Consider the following 15480-nt stretch of genomic DNA (forward strand, 5'->3'; position numbering starts at 1 on the left):
CAACGCCCGGCGATACCATGACCGCAAGCCACGACCGCTCAGGAGAGACCGGATGAAGATCGCCCTGTTCGCCACCTGCCTCGTGGACGCCATGTACCCGCAGGTCGCCGTCGCGACGGTCACGCTCCTCGAGCGGCTCGGCCATGAGGTGGTCTTCCCGGCCGGGCAGGCGTGCTGCGGGCAGATGCACGTCAACTCCGGCTACCTGGACGCCGCGCTGCCCGTCGTGGCCAACCATGTGCGGGCGTTCGAGTCGGAGGAGTACGACGTCGCCGTCGCCCCGTCCGGTTCGTGCGTCGCCTCCGTCAAGCACCAGCACGCGATGGTCGCCCGCCGTGCCGGAGACGGGGGCCTGGCCGACCGCGCCGACGCCGTCGGAGCCCGCACGTACGAGCTCTCCGCCCTGCTGACCGACGTCCTCGGCGTCACCGACGCCGCCGCGCAGCTGGGCTCCTGGTTCCCGCACCCGGTCACCTACCACCCGTCCTGCCACGGGATGCGCCTGCTGCGGCTCGGGGACCGGCAGCGCGACCTGCTGCGCACCGTCGAGGGCCTCGAGCTGCGGGACCTGCCGCACGAGGAGGAGTGCTGCGGCTTCGGCGGCACGTTCTCGGTCAAGAACCCGGAGGTCTCCACCGCGATGCTCGAGGACAAGGTGGCCAACGTGGTCGCGACCGGGGCGCCCCTGTGCGCCGGCGGCGACGTCTCGTGCCTCATGCACATGGGCGGCGGCATGTCCCGGGCCGCCACCGGGGCGGGCACCGTCCACCTCGCCCAGATCCTCGCCAGCACGCGGGAGGATCCGCTGGTCTACGACGGAGTGGCCCAGCTCTCCGGAGGGAGTCTGCGATGAGCACGGACCTCGGCATGCCGCGCGTGCGCCCCGCGCACGGGACCGGCAACATCGTCGAGCGCGAGCCGTTCCCGGACTACGCGCGTCGCGAGCTGGCCAACGAGCAGCTGCGCGCCAACCTCGGGAGGGCGACATCGACGATCCGCGCCAAGCGGGCCAGGGTCGTCGGCGAGCTCGACGACTGGGAGGCGCTGCGCGACGCGGGCTCGGCCATCAAGGCGCGGGTGATGGCGGAGCTGCCGAGTCTGCTCGAGCAGTTCGAGGCGAACGTGACCGCGCGCGGCGGCGTCGTGCACTGGGCGCGCGACGCGGACGAGGCGAACCGCATCGTCGAGGAGCTGGCCACACGGTACGCGCCGGTGCTGCCGAACGGGCGTCGCGAGGTCGTCAAGGTCAAGTCCATGGCCACGCAGGAGATGGGCATGAACGAGTACCTCGAGGACGTGGGCATCGATGCGTTCGAGACGGACCTGGCCGAACTGATCGTCCAGCTCGGGCACGACACCCCCAGCCACATCCTCGTCCCTGCGATCCACCGGAACCGGAGCGAGATCCGGGAGATCTTCCTGCGGGAGATGACCGACGTGGACCCCGCGCTCTCCGACGACCCGCGCCTGCTCGCGATGGCCGCCCGGAAGCACCTGCGGGCCAAGTTCCTCGCCGCGAAGGTGGCCGTCTCGGGCGCCAACTTCGGCATCGCCGACACCGGGACGNGGCCAAGTTCCTCGCCGCGAAGGTGGCCGTCTCGGGCGCCAACTTCGGCATCGCCGACACCGGGACGCTCACCGTGGTCGAGTCCGAGGGCAACGGCCGCATGTGCCTGACGCTGCCGGAGACGCTGATCACCGTGATGGGCATCGAGAAGCTGCTGCCCAGCTACGCCGACCTCGAGGTGTTCCTCCAGCTGCTGCCCCGGTCCTCCACCGGTGAGCGGATGAACCCGTACACGTCGATGTGGACGGGCGTGACACCGGGCGACGGACCGCAGAACGTGCACGTGATCCTGCTGGACAACGGGCGGACGGCGGCGCTGGCCGACGAGGTGGGCCGATCCGCGCTGCACTGCATCCGGTGCTCGGCGTGCCTGAACGTGTGCCCGGTGTACGAGCGCGCCGGCGGTCACGCCTACGGCTCGACGTATCCGGGGCCGATCGGCGCGATCCTCTCGCCGCTGCTCACGGGCGTCGAAGAGGGTGAGAACGGGTCCCTGCCGTACGCCTCCTCGCTGTGCGGGGCCTGCTACGACGTGTGCCCGGTCAAGATCAACATCCCGGAGATCCTCGTGCACCTGCGCGGCAAGGACGTCGAGGCGCGGAAGTCGTCCGGAGCGCGTCCCAGCCAGCTCGACGTCGCGCTCAAGGGCGCCCAGTGGATGATGAGCGACGGGCGCCGGATGGCCGCGGCCGAACGGGTGATGCCACTCGCCTCGCTGTTCGCCGGGAAGGACCGGCGGTTCTCCCGGCTGCCCGGCCTCGCGGGCAAGTGGACGTCCAGCCGCGACGTCCCCGCCCCACCCAGCGAGTCGTTTCACACCATGTGGCGGAAGCGGCAGAAGGCGGCGTCCACTGGGGGCAACGCGACGGAGGCGACGTCGTCGGGACCGAGCGCGTCGGGACCGACCGGATCGAAACCGACCGGTTCGGAGGAGAGGCCGTGAGCGACGGGACGGCGACGGCCGGAGTCTCCCCCGCGGCCGGCCGCAGCGCGAAAGAGGAGATCCTCGCACGCGTCCGCTCTGCGCTGGACGACGGGTGCGCGGAGACGGATGACGCCCGTGCGGGCCATGCCCCGGTCGAGGTGCCGCGGGACTACCGGCACTCCTCGACGATGAGCGAGCAGGAGCGGATCGACCAGCTGGTCGACCGGCTCGTGGACTACCGGGCGGAGGTCGAGGTGGTCGACGCGGCCGACGTGCCCGCGGCCGTCGCCCGCCGCCTCGACGGAGCCGACTCGTACGTCGTCCCGCCCGCCCTCGACGAGGCGGGACATCCGCTGGCCGAGATCGCGACGGCGGCGCGGCGGATGGTGGACACCGAGGACGCGCCGCTGGACGTGCACATGCTGGACCAGGCGGGCGCCGTGATCACGAGCAGCGCCGTCTCGATCGCCCAGACCGGCACGATCATCCTCGACGGCTCCGCCGATCAGGGACGCCGGGCCATCTCCCTGGTGCCCGACCACCACATCTGCCTCGTGCCGGTCGACACGATCGTCGCGCTGGTGCCCGAGGCGGTCGCCCGGCTGGAGCCGACACGGCCGACGACGCTCATCTCGGGCCCGTCGGCGACGAGCGACATCGAGCTGGAGCGGGTCGAGGGCGTGCACGGGCCGCGTCGGCTGGACGTGCTCATCGTCCGGTAGGCGGCGGGGCGGCTCGTTCGCGCGACGTCCGCGCCCCCGGCGTCCACCACCTCGTCGAGAATCGCATTTCTGGGCTTCCCAGCCGCTGTGACCCCTGAAATCGAATGGTCACCGCAGCGACGTCACCAGGTCTGCGCGAGCAGGGCGTCCAGCTTGGTGAAGGAGCTGTGCCAGCCCTCCGTCGCGGGGGCGATGACGGCGGCCGGGAACATCCCCTGCCGCAGGCGCAGGAGAGTGCCGCCGCTGGGGCCGTCCTCGAACTCGAGCTTCAGGTGGCTGCGCTCGGTGAGGCCCGTGATCGGCTGAGGCGCCTCGGTGCTGTGGATGCGGTGCGGTTCGTCGAGCACCTCGATGACGGCGTCGACCGGGGACTGCCCCGACCCGTCCTCGGCCACCATGGTGAGGCGGTAGGCGCCGCCCTCGCGCAGGTCGATCTCGACGGTCTCGCGCGGCACCGGCCAGCCCTCGGGGCCGAACCAGGCGGCCACCATGTCGGGGTCGGTGAAGGCGCGGAACACGAGCTCCTTGGCGACGGCGAACTCGCGGTCGATGACGACCTCGCTGTCGGCGGGGCCGAGGGAGCCGAAGGTCAGGTCCTCGTGGTTCTCACTCATGTGTGGGGTCCTTTCGGTGGAGTTCGGCTCCACGGTAGCTGCACCACTCAGCCGGCGCGGAAACGCTCGAAGGAGTGCTCCAGCCTCTGCCGGTCGGGTCTTTCACCGCGCAACTTCGGTAGAGCCATGAGCTTCTGCCCGTGCCGCTCTTGCAAGCCGTAACGGAGCATCGGCCCGTCGATCTCATCGAGAAGGTCGGGACGAATGTGGACGGTGTAGTCGGGGTCGATTCCCAAGATGCGCGCATCGAATGCGCTGTGGTGGATCTTGCACAACGCCAACCCGTTGGTGACCGCGGCAATCCCATCGGCGTGGCTATCCGGGGTGATGTGCGCGGCATCAAGAAGTTGACCGTGTTTCAACTCGCAGACAGCGCACCGTGTGTCGTAGGCGCGCATCACCATCGAGCGGAAGACCGGCTGATGAACGCGTGCCAGCGTTGTCCGTTCGACGTACTGGCGGAGTGCTTCCTCAGCAACAGAAGCTGGCGCCACAGGAATGTCCTGCGTTCCGTCCGTCGCGACGACGAACTGCTGCATCTGGGGCTCCTCAGCAACGAGGAAGACGGGAAATATTGCTTGATACAGTCCCCGCCCGACGCCGTGGAACCAAATGAGCGGCTTTCTCTGCCGCATTGCCTCACGTAGCGCACGGTTGTCGGGGTGATCAGGGTCGTCACCTCGCCACTTGTAGCGTATGCGCCCATCGGCATGAATAGCGTCCTCGTACGGACGATCTGCTCCCGGCGCACGGTACGCCGTGGTGATGGAGAATGCCGACTCCAGCTGACGCGGCTTCCAGATTCCCTTATACCGGTTACGAAGGATGATGCCGTCGTCGTCGAAGCGAAAGTCCTCGATGTCGAGCCACGTCAACGGATCCGCGCCGTCATTCGTGCGGATGGTCAGCCAAGCCATCGCCTCACGACGCAGCCGATCATCGTCGTCATCGCCGAATACTCCCCCATACGCCACGTGATGAGCCTAACCGTCGTCGACAACAGCGGAACCCGTCAGCTGCTGGCCCGTGACGCTACGGGCCAGTCGTCCGACACGCGCCGGACCCCAGTCTCTGAGCCCATCCCCAGACACGCCGGACGAATCCGGGATGTAGCGCTATATCCCAAAGGACGCCGGCGTGTCGTGGGACCGGGCGAAGGACGACGGCACCTACAGCCGCCAAGCCCGAGCCCCGAACCTCTCAGTGCCCCCCGTGACCACCCGCTGCCGACGCCTCGCGCCGGGTGAACAGCGACAGCACCACCGCGCCGAGCGCGCCGATGGCCGCCACGAAGAACGCGACGTGCATGCCGGGCACCAGGTCGACCCGGGTGCCGGCCGCCGTCGTCGTCGTGACCGCCGCTGCGCTCATGATCGAGACCAGCACCGCGGTACCGGCAGCGCCGGCCACCTGCTGCAGCGTCGACAGGATGGCCGAGCCGTGCGAGTACAGGTGCGGCGGCAGCGGGTTGAGGCCGCCGGTGAAGCAGGGCGTGAACAGCAGCGCCAGGCCGAGGGTGAGCACGAGGTAGAGCACCACGACGGCCCACACCGGCGTCGTCGTGTCCATCCGCGAGAACAGCCACAGCACCACGACCAGCAGGGCGGACCCGGTGACCGTCAGCGGCTGCGGCCCGAGCCGGTCGAACAGGCGCCCGACGATCGGCCCCATGACGCCCATCAGCAGGCCGCCAGGAAGCACGACGAGCCCGGTCACGATCGCCGGCAGCCCGAGGACCGTCTGCAGGTAGATCGGCAGGATGATCGCCGAACCGAGCAGCACCGCCATGGCGATGCACATGATGGCCACGGAGATGCTGAACATCGGGAATCGGAAGGTGCGCAGGTCCAGGAACGGGCGGTCCCGCCGCTGCAGCTGGAGCTGCCGCGCGACGAAGACGGCCAGGACGACGACGGCGCCGACGATGACGGCGATCGCGACCGGGTCCACGCTGCCGCCCTGACCCTCGCCGATGTGGCTGAGGCCGTAGACGAGGCCGCCGAAGCCGGGCACGGAGAGGATGACGGAGACGATGTCGAACCGCTGGTCGCCGCCCTCGTTGACGTTCGTCAGCTTCCACACGCCGTAGGCAAGCGCCGCGAGTGCGATCGGCAGCACGAAGACGAAGACGAAACGCCAGGAGAAGGCCTGCAGGATGAGGCCGGAGACCGTCGGCCCGAGCGCCGGGGCGACGGAGATGACGATGCTGAGGTTGCCCATCACCGCCCCGCGCCGGCTGAGCGGGACGAGGGTGAGGATCGTCGTCATGAGCAGCGGCATCATCATCGCGGTGCCGCCGGCCTGGATCACGCGGGCGACCAGCAGGACACCGAACCCGGGCGCGAGCGCGGCGAGCAGGGTGCCGGCGCTGAACAGGCCCATCGCGGTTCCGAAGACGGCGCGCGTGGAGAACCGCTGCAGCACGAAGCCGGTGATCGGGATGACCACGGCCATCGTCAGCAGGAACCCGGTGGAGAGCCACTGAACCGTGGTGGCGTTGACGCCGAGGTCGACCATCATGCGCGGCAGGGCGACGTTGAGGATCGTCTCGTTGAGGATGACGACGAAGGCGGCCACGAGCATCGTGACGATGACGGCGACGCCGCCGGCCGGGATGCGCTCGACCTCGGCCGGAGTCGAGCCGGTCGACCGGGAGCCGGGCTGGGCGACGGCCGTGTCGACGGACGCCGGCACGATCGGCTGCACGCCGGACTGGGGATCGGGTTCGCAGACGACCTGGGTGCGGCCGGTGCGGGGCGCCGGATCCTCGGGCAGGGCAGAAGGCATGAGTGTCCTCAAGACGAAGAAGGGGGTGATGGAGCAACGGTGCCCGTACTCTCATTCTTCCCCAGGCCGCTCGGCGGGGGAACCGGCGGCCTGCGCCGTCGTCAGCCGGGGTCATGACACGGCCGTGTCGAGGCGCCCCGGACAGACGTCGGGCCCCGGTGCGACGTGCGCGCACCGGGGCCCGAGCGGCGGTGGGCCGGAGCCGGCCCGCCGGATCGTCAACGCGGAGCTGCGTCAGCGACGCTTCTTCAGCAGGCCCTTCGCCACGTTGGTGGGCCGCTGCTGCTCACCCTGCTGCGCCCCGAGCACGATCACCGTGCCGCTGACGACGGGGATGGCCCACTGCAGGATCTTGAGCTGCTGCTGCGCCGACTTCAGTTCGGGCGACGCGTTCGGGTGCGGCTCGGTGGCACCGACCGCGCCCTGGTCGGAGAGCTTGGCAACCTTCTGGCCGAGCACGCCGGAGTAGAGCGAGAGGCCCATGCCGGCGACCGTGACGGCGCTCTTGATCAGCGTGTTGGCGCCGACGCCGGTCTGGCCGACGACGCGGCCCTTGTTCTCGAGGATCAGCCCGATGCCGCCGACGGCGTGGGCGGCGAACGCGCCGACGACCACCGGGGTCCACTTGCCCCAGCCGATGGTGGACAGGCGGGTGCGCTCGGCCGGGTCCTTGGCGGCGGCAGCGGCGCCGTTGACGCCGACGGCACCCATGAGCGAGCCACCGAACCAGGCGGCGGCGCTGAGGTCGTGAAGGGAACGGGAGAGCAGTGCGTTGGCCATCGGAATACCCCTTGCCTGGTCGAACATGGTCACGACCCACACTAATCAGTAGCCTTACGGTTCGTCGAGGGCCGCCGGTGAGGATCCGGTGAAACCGCCGTCGGAGGCGCCGTCTAGGCTGACGAGCGTGAGACTGCCGGCAGCGTTCGCCCCCTTCGCCGACGCCCGGTACCGGGTGCTCGTCGCCGGCCTGTCCGCGTCCATGGTCGGCAGCGGCATGTGGGCGGTCGCCATGGTCTACCAGGTCATCGCCCTGGGTGGCGGAGCCCTGGAGCTCTCCCTGGTCGCCACGGTCACCAGCGTCGGCATGCTCGCCTTCGTCCTGCTCGGCGGCGTGGCCGCCGATCGGCTCCCCCGTCGGCGGATCCTGCTCGCCGTCGAGATCGCCAACCTGCTCGCCGTCACCCTCAGCGGCGTCCTGTCTGTGACCGGCGCGCTCAGCCTGGCACCGCTGTGCGTGACGGGATTCGTGCTCGGCCTGTCCGTGGCGTTCTTCTACCCGGCCTGGTCGGCGCTGCTGCCCCAGATCCTTCCGGACCACCAGCTCCTCGCGGCCAACGGCATGGAGGGCACCGTGCGGCCGCTGCTGCAGCAGGCCGCCGGCCCTGCCGTCGCCGGTGTCCTGGTCGCCGCGCTCGCGCCCGGCCCGGCGATCCTCGCCATCGCCGCCTGCCACGCCGCTGCCTTCGTCGTCCTGCTCGTCGGACTCCCCCGGTCCCTGGACACGGCCCCGTTGCGGGTGAGCGGGAGCCCCCTTCCGCACGGGGAGACGTCCGAGAGCCCGGTACCCGCTGGACCTGAGTCGGCCGCGCCGGAGACGACGGTGCCCGAGCGCGCGGTTCCGGACGCGACGGTTCTGCCCGTCGACGTCGTGGTCACGACGCCGGATCCCGATGCGTCCTCCCGCGTGGGGGTGGCCTCGCAGCTGCGCTCGGTCGTCGCCGACCTGCGCGAGGGCGTCGCGTTCACCGTGCGGACCCCGTGGCTGCTGTGGACCCTGCTGTTCGCCGTCGTGTGGGTCCTCATGTTCATGGGACCGCTCGAGGTGCTGATGCCGTTCCTCGTGCGCGATCAGCTCGGCGGTGGCAGCCAGACCTTCGGCTTCCTGCTCGCGATCTACGGCACCGGCGGGGCGGTCGGCTCGCTGCTGACGGCGTCCGTGCCACTGCCGCGGCGGTACCTGACGCTGATGATGGCAGTGTGGGGATTCGGCGTGGTGCCGATGGCCGTCGTCGGGTTCACGAGGTCGTTCGCCGTGATGGCCGCGGCCCTGTTCGTGTGCGCCTTCACCAGCGGTGTCGGGCAGGTGATCTGGGGGACGCTGCTGCAGCGGCGGGTGCCACCGGCGCTGCTCGGCCGGATCTCCAGCCTGGACTTCTTCGTCTCCCTCGCCCTGATGCCGGTGTCCATGGCCGTCGCCGGGCCGCTGTCGACCGTGGTGGACGTGCCGGTGATCTTCGTGGCGATCGCCGTGCTCAGCCCCGTCGCCGGGGTGGCGGCGTGGCTGGCGGGCCGGATGCGCCGGGACGAGGTGCTCCACCCGCTTCAGTCGGCCCCGGCGACCGCGTGACTCAGGCCTTCTGGACAGTGATCGTCCACTCGGCAGCGCCGCGCTTGGCGAAGTTGGTCACCGGGTAGCCCTCGTCGGCCGCCCACTGCGGGATCGCCTCGGTGGCCTGGGTGCAGTCGAAGTTGATCACCAGTTCGTCGCCGACGGGCAGGGCGTCGATCGCCTGCTTCGCCTCGACCAGCGGGAACGGGCAGACCTGGCCGTCGGTCTCGAGAACGTGCTGCGTCATGGGAGTCTCCTTCGTCAGGGAATCGAGTGGATCAGGTGGGGACGGGCGCGGGCGACGCCGCCGTCGCCGTCGAGCGGTTGCGACGGCGACCGGTGATGAACAGGCGGGTCGCGACGCCGGTGCCCAGCACCATGAAGAGCAGCGACACCCAGCCCTGGTAGGCGAAGGTCGCGGTGCTGACCATGGCGTTGCCGATCGTGCAGCCGCCGGCCCAGGAGGCGCCGAGACCCATGAGGGCGCCGCCGGCGATCGAGCGGACCGTGGTGCGCGCGTCGGGCACGCGGATCTTGAACTCGCCGCTGGCCTTCGCGGCGATGAACGACCCGACGAGCAGGCCGGCGATGAGGAGCACGCCCCAGTCGATCAGGTCGGTGTCCCCGGTGGTGAGCCAGGTCAGCGCGTTGGCGGACGGGGTGGTGATGCCCAGGCCCGAGTGCCGGCCGGTGGCCCAGCTCAGCGGCCACGCGGCGATCGCGAGGACGCCGATGACGATGGCGGTCGCAAATGGGTGCCACGGCTTCTCGAACAGCAGGTGCGCGAGTCCGGTGCGCTCGGGCGGGAGGGTCGCGACGGCGCGCTTCGGCCGGGTCAGGTGGTGGCGGACGGCGAGCCCGACGCCGGCGACGAGCAGCAGCACGAGCAGCCACGGGGAGATGCCCAGCGACTCGTGGATGGTGGCGCCCGGCACGGTGATGGACCGGAACGCCTTGGTGGACGGCCCGAGGGGACCGTACTTGGCGACGGCCGCGACCAGCATGTACATCGCCAGCGCGATCCAGGAGCCGACCAGACCCTCGCCGGACCGGTAGAACGTCCCGGTCGCGCAGCCGCCCGCCAGAACGATGGCGAACCCGAAGACGAAGGCGCCGACGATCGTCGCGAGCCAGGCGAAGTGCGGGGTGGTCAGGTGGATGACGCCGAGCCCGTTCAGGGCGAACACCCCGACGCTCTGGAGGGCGACGACGACCATGAACGCCGTGAACCACCGCGTGTTCCGCGTGATCCACAGGTCTCGGAACGCACCCGTGACACAGAAGCGGCCGCGCTGCATGGCGAAACCGAGGGCGGCACCGACCGCCAGTCCGGAGAGAAGCATTCGTCGAGGCTAACCACGGGCCCCACCTGCGGTCACGGCCGTGTGAAGCCCCGTGACGAAGGGGAGCCTCACCTCGCCGTCGTCCCCGGCCGGACGGCTGCGGACCGCTACCGTGTCGGCCTACCGGGCCAGGTCGGTGAACAGGCGGGCCGCGATCGGAGCGCTGGTGATGGCCCCGTGGTCGCCCACCTCGACGAAGACGGCGACGGCCAGGTCCCCCTGGTACGCGATGATCCACGAGTGGGTCTGCGGGGGCGACGCGTTGCCGAACTCGGCCGTGCCGGTCTTGGCGTAGACGGGGCCGCCGGGCACGTTCTTGAGCGGGTCTACGCCGCCGCCGGTGACGACGGAGCGCATCAGGGTGCGCAGCCCGGCGACCTCCGTGCCGGTCAGCGGCACGGCCGGCGTGGCCGACGCGGACGGCGACGACGTCGATGACGTCGCCGAGGCAGAGGCAGAGGCACTGGGCGATGCCGAGGACGACGTCGCGTCCTCCACGAGCCGGGGCGTGACCGTGGCGCCGTGCGCCACGGACGCGGCCATCGTCGCCGCCGTCAGCGGGGAGACGAGCACCTTGCCCTGGCCGATCATCGACGCGGCGTGGTCGGTCGTGCCGACGCCGGTGGGCACCGAGCCGAGGAAGGCGGCGCCGCCGGTCTGGTTCGGCCGCCCGACGCCGAGGCTCGCCGCCGCCGACGTCAACGCCGTATCGGAGACCCGGCCCTGCTGCGAGATGAAGGCGGTGTTGCAGCTGAAGGTGATGGCGGTCTGCAGCGGCACGGTGCCGAGGAACGCGGTCGGGTAGCCGGGGAAGTTCTTGAAGGTGCGCCCGTCCACGGTGACGCTCGGGGTGCAGGGCACCCTCGTCTGCGGGGTCGCGCCGGTGCGCAGCAGGCCGAGCGAGGTGGCCACCTTGAACGTCGACCCGGGCGCGTACTGCCCGAGCATCGCCGTGTTGTAGCCCTTGCTGCCGGGGCCGCTCGCGGCGGCGAGGATCTGCCCCGTGCTCGGCTTGATGGCGACGAGCGCACTGGCCGGTTCCTGGTCGGCGAGCAGGCCCTCCGCGAGGGTCTGCAGCGTGGGGTCCAGCGTCGTGCGGACGTCGGAGCCGGCCTGCGGCTGGTTCTCGAACAGGACGCGCGGGTCGCCCTTGGCGGGCACGGCGAGGACGCGCGCACCGGGGGTGCCGGCGAGCCGGTCCTCGTACTGGGCCTGGAGACCGGAGAGGCCCGCGGTGTCCCCGGCGCGATAGCGGCCGCCGGACTGGGCGACCATCTCGGCCGTCACCGGTCCCACCGTGCCGAGCACGGCGCGGGCGAAGCCGGCCGTCGGGGCGAGCGGGATCTTGTCCGCCACCTCGACCGCGCCGGTGACGGCGGCCGCGCGACGGCGTTCGGCGTCGTGGCTGCTGTCGTCCCGGTAGGTGATGGCCTCGACGAAGGCCTGCTTGCCGGCGCCCTTGACGGCGGCGGCGTAGCCGGCCGGATCGATGTCGACGGCGGCGGCCATCGCCCGGGCGGCCCGGTTCTGGTCGGCGGCCGGCACTTTCGCCTTGTCCAGTCCGACGTGGACGACGGGGCGAGCCGTGACGAGACGGCTGTTCCGGGCGCCGAGGATGTTGCCGCGCGCCGGGGCGACCCGCCGCAGCGCCAGTTGCTCTCCCGGCTGCAGGGAGGGGTCGATCAGGCCGTCGCCGTTGGTGACCGACCAGTGCCCGTCCTTCCGGGACATCTGGGCGGTGACGGCGTAGGTCCAGTCCCGGTCCGTGGCGTCGACGTCCCACGTGACGTCCAGGGCGACGTTCGCCGTGTTGTCGTCGGGCCGGTTCACCCGGGTGACGGTGACCTTCGGCGCAAGGCCCCCGAGCTGCTCCGACCGCGTCGCCAGCTGCTTCGTGACGGCGGCGCCCGTGGTTCCGGTGAACGCGATCTGGTCCGTGTTGCGGGCCGAGAGGGCGGCGGCCAGCTTGTCCGCGGCCGGCTGGATGGGATCCCCGGCGTCCGTGCAGGCGGTCAGCGAGCCGGCGAGCAGGCCGGCGGCGACGAGGGCGGTCACGCGGGCGCCGGGTCGCGGACGTCGCGCGGCAGGGCCGGAGGTGAGCTGCATGGCACCAGTCAAGCGCATGAAGCCGGGGATCGGCGCCCGTCCACGCCGTCAGTGAGCCGCCGCGTACGCCTCCGCCGCGTCGACCTGCTCGGGGGTCGGCCGGGTGCCGGTGTAGAGCTCGAACTGGGCCGCGGCCTGCAGGGCGATCACCTCGCCACCGGTGACGACGGTCTTCCCGGCCGCCTGCCCGGCGGCGACGAGTGGGGTGCGCACGGGCATCGCGACGACGTCAAACACGACCGTCGCGGCGTCGATCACGGCCCGGTCGAAGGAGAGGGCGTCGGCGTCCGCCCCCTGCATGCTGCTCCCTTCCATCCCGATGGGGGTCACGTTCACGAGCACGTCCGCCCGCGCGTCCGCGCTGTCCGCCGCGTCGGCGGAGACCCGGTGGGCGAACCCGTAGCGGCTCGCGAGCGCGAAGCCGGCGTCGGTGTTGCGCGCGAGGATCGTCACGTCGGTGAAGCCGGCGTCGGCGAAGGCCGCGACCACGGCCTTGGCCATGCCACCGGAGCCGCGCACCAGCACGGACGAGGCCGGGTCCACCGCGCGGGAGGCGAGCAGGGAGGCGATGGCCAGGTAGTCGGTGTTGTAGGCGGTGAGCCGCCCGTCGTCGTTGACGATCGTGTTGACCGAGTCGATCGCGGTGGCCGAGGCGTCCATCTCGTCGACGAGCGGGATCACGGCCTCCTTGAACGGCATCGACACCGAGCAGCCACGGATGCCGAGGGCCCGCACACCGCCGATCGCCGCGGCGATGTCGGTGGTCGTCATGGCCTTGTACACGAAGTCCAGGTCGAGCTCGTTGTACAGCCAGTTGTGGAACCGCGTGCCGTGGTTCGAGGGCCGGGCGGCCAGCGAGATGCAGAGGCGCGTGTCCTTCGTCAGGGAGCGGGCGTGGTCGGCGGAGGTTGCGGGCATGGCTCCATCCTGCCGGACGCGCGGCGGCTAGCGGTTCGCCCCGTCCTCCAGGTCTCCGAGCAGCTCCGCCAGCCGCGCCGACTCCGCTTCGGGCATGCCGTACTGGTGCTCCGGGCCGGGATAGCTGCCCGCCCGGACGTCGGCGGCGTAGGCGGCGACCCCGTCTATCATGCGCTCCCGCAGCCCGTCGTACCGCTTGACGAAGCGCGCGGCGGGCCCGTCGTGGATACCCAGCAGGTCGTGGAGGACGAGGACCTGCCCGTCGACCGCCGGGCCGGCCCCGATGCCGATCACCGGGACGTGGAGCCGCGGCATCAGGGCGGCGGCCAGCGGGCTGGGAACGGCCTCAATCACGAGGGAGAAGCAGCCGGCTCCCTGCAGCGCCAGGGCGTCCCGGCACACGGCGAGCGCCTCGTCCGCGGTGCGGCCCTGCGCGCGGTACCCGCCGAGGGCGCCGGCGGTCTGCGGGGTGAGGCCGACGTGGCCCATCACGGGGATCCCGGCGGCGACGATGGCGGCGGCCCGGTCGACCGTGCGCCCGCCGCCCTCGATCTTGACCGCGTCGCACCCGGTCTCCTTGACGAAGCGCTGTGCCGTGGTCACGGCGAGCTCGTCCGAGGCCTCGTAGGAGCCGAACGGGAGGTCCGCGACGTGCAGCGGCCGCGTCATGCCCCGCCGGACCGCCCGGCCGAGCATGATCATCTCGTCGACCGTGACCGGCACGGTGCTCTCGTAACCGAGCACGGTCATGGCACCCGAGTCGCCGACGAGGACGACGTCGACGCCGGCGGCCTCGGCCACCTGGGCACCGGGGTAGTCGTAGGCGGTGACCATGACGATGGGCTCACCCGCCGCCTTCTTCGCGGCGAGGTCGCCGATGGCGGCGCGGCGCGTCCCGCGGGCGCTCACCGGCGTTCCGTGAGGAGGCGGTCGACGGCGTCGTCGACGGTGATGATCCGGTTGTCCCGGTCCACGTGCACGACCACGGGGGCGTAGTCCTCGAGGTCGAGTTCGTCGTACTCCGCGTAGGAGATGACGATGATGGTGTCGCCCGCGTGGACGAGGCGGGCGGCCGCGCCGTTGACACGGATGTCGCCGCTCCCGCGGTCCCCGCTGATCGTGTACGTCTCGAAGCGGGAGCCGTTGTTCACGTCGACCACGTGCACCTGCTCGTGCTCGCGGATGTCCGCCGCCTCGAGCAGGTCGGGGTCGATGGTGATGGATCCGACGTAGTCGAGGTCGGAGCCCACCACGGTGGCGCGGTGGATCTTGGACTTGAGCATGGTGCGGCGCATCAGGCGTCACTCCTCGTGGGCGGGGTCAGCAGACGGTTGTCGATCAGGCGGGTGGCGCCGACGCGGGCGGCGACGGCGAGCAGGGCGGGTCGGTCGAGCCGGGTCAGCTCGTGCAGGTCGTCCGGGTCGCGCAGCTCGAGGTACTCCGGGTCGACGCCGGCGGCGTCGAGATCCGCGCGGGCGGCGGCGAGGACGGCGGCGGCGTCACGCTCCCCCGCGTCGACGGCGGTCTGGGCGGCGGCCAGGGCCCGGTTCAGGCCCAGCGCACGCTGCCGGGCGTCGGTGTCGAGGTGGACGTTGCGGGAGCTCATCGCCAGGCCGTCGGCCTCGCGGACGATGGGCACCGACTCGACCCGCACCGGCAGGGCGAGGTCCCGGACGACGCGCCGGACCACGATCACCTGCTGGGCGTCCTTCTGCCCGAAATACGCGACGTCGGGGCGGACGAGGCCGAAGAGCCGGGTCACGACCGTGGCGACGCCGTCGAAGTGGTGCGGACCCCGGTGGGCGCCGCACAGCACGTCCGTGACACCGCTGACGTGGATGGTCGTGGCGAACCCGGCCGGGTACATCTGGTCCACGGACGGGGCGAACAGGATGTCGACGCCCTCGGCCTGCGCGAGCGCGGCGTCCCGCTCCTCGTCCCGCGGATAGGTCGTCAGATCCTCGGCGGGGCCGAACTGGGTCGGGTTGACGAAGAGGGAGACGACCACGGTCCCGTTGGCCTCCCGGGCCCGGCGCATCAGGGTCAGGTGGCCCTCGTGGAACGCACCCATCGTCGGAACCAGGCCCACCGTGCCGCCGGCGACGCGGGCATCGGCGACGGCCGCCATCAGGTCGGCGATGGTGCGGACGATCTTCATCGGGTGGT

The 15480-nt window shown here is 71.4% G+C and carries 14 protein-coding genes and 1 pseudogene; 4 read left to right on the top strand and 11 right to left on the bottom strand.

From position 1 onward, the window contains the following. Nucleotides 1-52: 52 nt before the first annotated feature. The 3 genes and pseudogenes from V6N00_RS03495 (at nucleotide 53) to V6N00_RS03505 (ending at nucleotide 3214) form a co-directional block, all read left to right on the top strand. A complete protein-coding gene (locus V6N00_RS03495) occupies nucleotides 53-853 on the top strand; it encodes a (Fe-S)-binding protein (RefSeq protein ID WP_334230657.1) in 801 nt (266 codons plus the stop codon). After that, nucleotides 850-2510: pseudogene (locus V6N00_RS03500) on the top strand (lactate utilization protein B). The gene V6N00_RS03495 and the pseudogene V6N00_RS03500 overlap by 4 nt, the downstream one beginning before the upstream one ends. Next, nucleotides 2507-3214, top strand: coding sequence for a LutC/YkgG family protein (locus tag V6N00_RS03505; protein WP_334230658.1), 708 nt, complete (start codon nucleotides 2507-2509; stop codon nucleotides 3212-3214). Before V6N00_RS03500 ends, V6N00_RS03505 begins: the two are co-directional and overlap by 4 nt. Before the next feature lie 122 nt (nucleotides 3215-3336). On the opposite strand, the gene V6N00_RS03510 is transcribed toward V6N00_RS03505, so the two are convergent. The 4 genes from V6N00_RS03510 to V6N00_RS03525 form a co-directional block, all read right to left on the bottom strand. Then, complete coding sequence (locus tag V6N00_RS03510) at nucleotides 3337-3828, bottom strand: SRPBCC family protein (RefSeq protein ID WP_334230659.1); 492 nt, start codon at nucleotides 3826-3828, stop codon at nucleotides 3337-3339. A gap of 47 nt (nucleotides 3829-3875) precedes the next feature. After that, a complete protein-coding gene (locus V6N00_RS03515) occupies nucleotides 3876-4802 on the bottom strand; it encodes an HNH endonuclease (RefSeq protein ID WP_334230660.1) in 927 nt (308 codons plus the stop codon). A 226-nt stretch (nucleotides 4803-5028) separates the two neighbouring features. Further along, nucleotides 5029-6615 (bottom strand): MDR family MFS transporter, encoded by a 1587-nt coding sequence (locus tag V6N00_RS03520; protein WP_416385017.1) that lies wholly within the window; start codon nucleotides 6613-6615, stop codon nucleotides 5029-5031. Nucleotides 6616-6849: 234 nt separating this feature from the next. Then, entirely contained in the window at nucleotides 6850-7395 is a 546-nt protein-coding gene (locus V6N00_RS03525; RefSeq protein ID WP_334230661.1) for a hypothetical protein, read from the bottom strand. A 127-nt stretch (nucleotides 7396-7522) separates the two neighbouring features. On the opposite strand from V6N00_RS03525, the gene V6N00_RS03530 reads away from it, so the two are divergent. Next, nucleotides 7523-8965, top strand: coding sequence for an MFS transporter (locus tag V6N00_RS03530; RefSeq protein ID WP_334230662.1), 1443 nt, complete (start codon nucleotides 7523-7525; stop codon nucleotides 8963-8965). 1 nt (nucleotide 8966) lies between these two features. On the opposite strand, the gene V6N00_RS03535 is transcribed toward V6N00_RS03530, so the two are convergent. The 7 genes from V6N00_RS03535 to panC all read right to left on the bottom strand — a co-directional run bounded on the left by V6N00_RS03535 (nucleotide 8967) and on the right by panC (nucleotide 15472). After that, nucleotides 8967-9194 carry a sulfurtransferase TusA family protein gene (locus V6N00_RS03535; protein ID WP_334230663.1) on the bottom strand — a complete coding sequence of 76 codons (228 nt, stop codon included), beginning with the start codon at nucleotides 9192-9194 and terminating at the stop codon, nucleotides 8967-8969. A gap of 31 nt (nucleotides 9195-9225) precedes the next feature. Continuing rightward, nucleotides 9226-10290, bottom strand: a complete 1065-nt coding sequence (locus V6N00_RS03540; RefSeq protein ID WP_334230664.1) for a YeeE/YedE family protein — start codon at nucleotides 10288-10290, stop codon at nucleotides 9226-9228. A gap of 120 nt (nucleotides 10291-10410) precedes the next feature. Further along, nucleotides 10411-12396, bottom strand: coding sequence for a penicillin-binding transpeptidase domain-containing protein (locus V6N00_RS03545; protein ID WP_334230665.1), 1986 nt, complete (start codon nucleotides 12394-12396; stop codon nucleotides 10411-10413). 48 nt (nucleotides 12397-12444) lie between these two features. After that, nucleotides 12445-13314, bottom strand: coding sequence for a shikimate 5-dehydrogenase (locus tag V6N00_RS03550; protein ID WP_334230666.1), 870 nt, complete (start codon nucleotides 13312-13314; stop codon nucleotides 12445-12447). A gap of 27 nt (nucleotides 13315-13341) precedes the next feature. Then, nucleotides 13342-14223: a 3-methyl-2-oxobutanoate hydroxymethyltransferase gene (gene panB / locus V6N00_RS03555; protein ID WP_334230667.1), complete on the bottom strand. Its 882-nt coding sequence runs from the start codon at nucleotides 14221-14223 to the stop codon at nucleotides 13342-13344. Further along, nucleotides 14220-14609, bottom strand: coding sequence for an aspartate 1-decarboxylase (gene panD, locus V6N00_RS03560; protein ID WP_334230668.1), 390 nt, complete (start codon nucleotides 14607-14609; stop codon nucleotides 14220-14222). The genes panB and panD overlap by 4 nt, the downstream gene beginning before the upstream one ends. Further along, on the bottom strand, nucleotides 14609-15472 hold the full coding sequence (panC, locus tag V6N00_RS03565; protein ID WP_334230669.1) for a pantoate--beta-alanine ligase: 864 nt from the start codon (nucleotides 15470-15472) through the stop codon (nucleotides 14609-14611). The genes panD and panC overlap by 1 nt, the downstream gene beginning before the upstream one ends. Between the last annotated feature and the right edge of the window lie 8 nt (nucleotides 15473-15480).

The sequence above is a fragment of the Tersicoccus mangrovi genome (assembly GCF_036881825.1).
Lineage (GTDB): Bacteria > Actinomycetota > Actinomycetes > Actinomycetales > Micrococcaceae > Tersicoccus > Tersicoccus mangrovi.

Excerpts from the sequence above, each read along its gene's own strand:
- panC (WP_334230669.1), bottom strand. The coding sequence starts at position 15,472 with ATGAAGATCGTCCGCACCATCGCCGACCTGATGGCGGCCGTCGCCGAT.
- V6N00_RS03520 (WP_416385017.1), bottom strand. The coding sequence starts at position 6,615 with ATGCCTTCTGCCCTGCCCGAGGATCCGGCGCCCCGCACCGGCCGCACC.
- V6N00_RS03545 (WP_334230665.1), bottom strand. The coding sequence starts at position 12,396 with ATGCAGCTCACCTCCGGCCCTGCCGCGCGACGTCCGCGACCCGGCGCC.
- V6N00_RS03540 (WP_334230664.1), bottom strand. The coding sequence starts at position 10,290 with ATGCTTCTCTCCGGACTGGCGGTCGGTGCCGCCCTCGGTTTCGCCATG.
- V6N00_RS03550 (WP_334230666.1), bottom strand. The coding sequence starts at position 13,314 with ATGCCCGCAACCTCCGCCGACCACGCCCGCTCCCTGACGAAGGACACG.
- V6N00_RS03535 (WP_334230663.1), bottom strand. The coding sequence starts at position 9,194 with ATGACGCAGCACGTTCTCGAGACCGACGGCCAGGTCTGCCCGTTCCCG.
- V6N00_RS03495 (WP_334230657.1), top strand. The coding sequence starts at position 53 with ATGAAGATCGCCCTGTTCGCCACCTGCCTCGTGGACGCCATGTACCCG.
- V6N00_RS03525 (WP_334230661.1), bottom strand. The coding sequence starts at position 7,395 with ATGGCCAACGCACTGCTCTCCCGTTCCCTTCACGACCTCAGCGCCGCC.
- panD (WP_334230668.1), bottom strand. The coding sequence starts at position 14,609 with ATGCGCCGCACCATGCTCAAGTCCAAGATCCACCGCGCCACCGTGGTG.
- V6N00_RS03510 (WP_334230659.1), bottom strand. The coding sequence starts at position 3,828 with ATGAGTGAGAACCACGAGGACCTGACCTTCGGCTCCCTCGGCCCCGCC.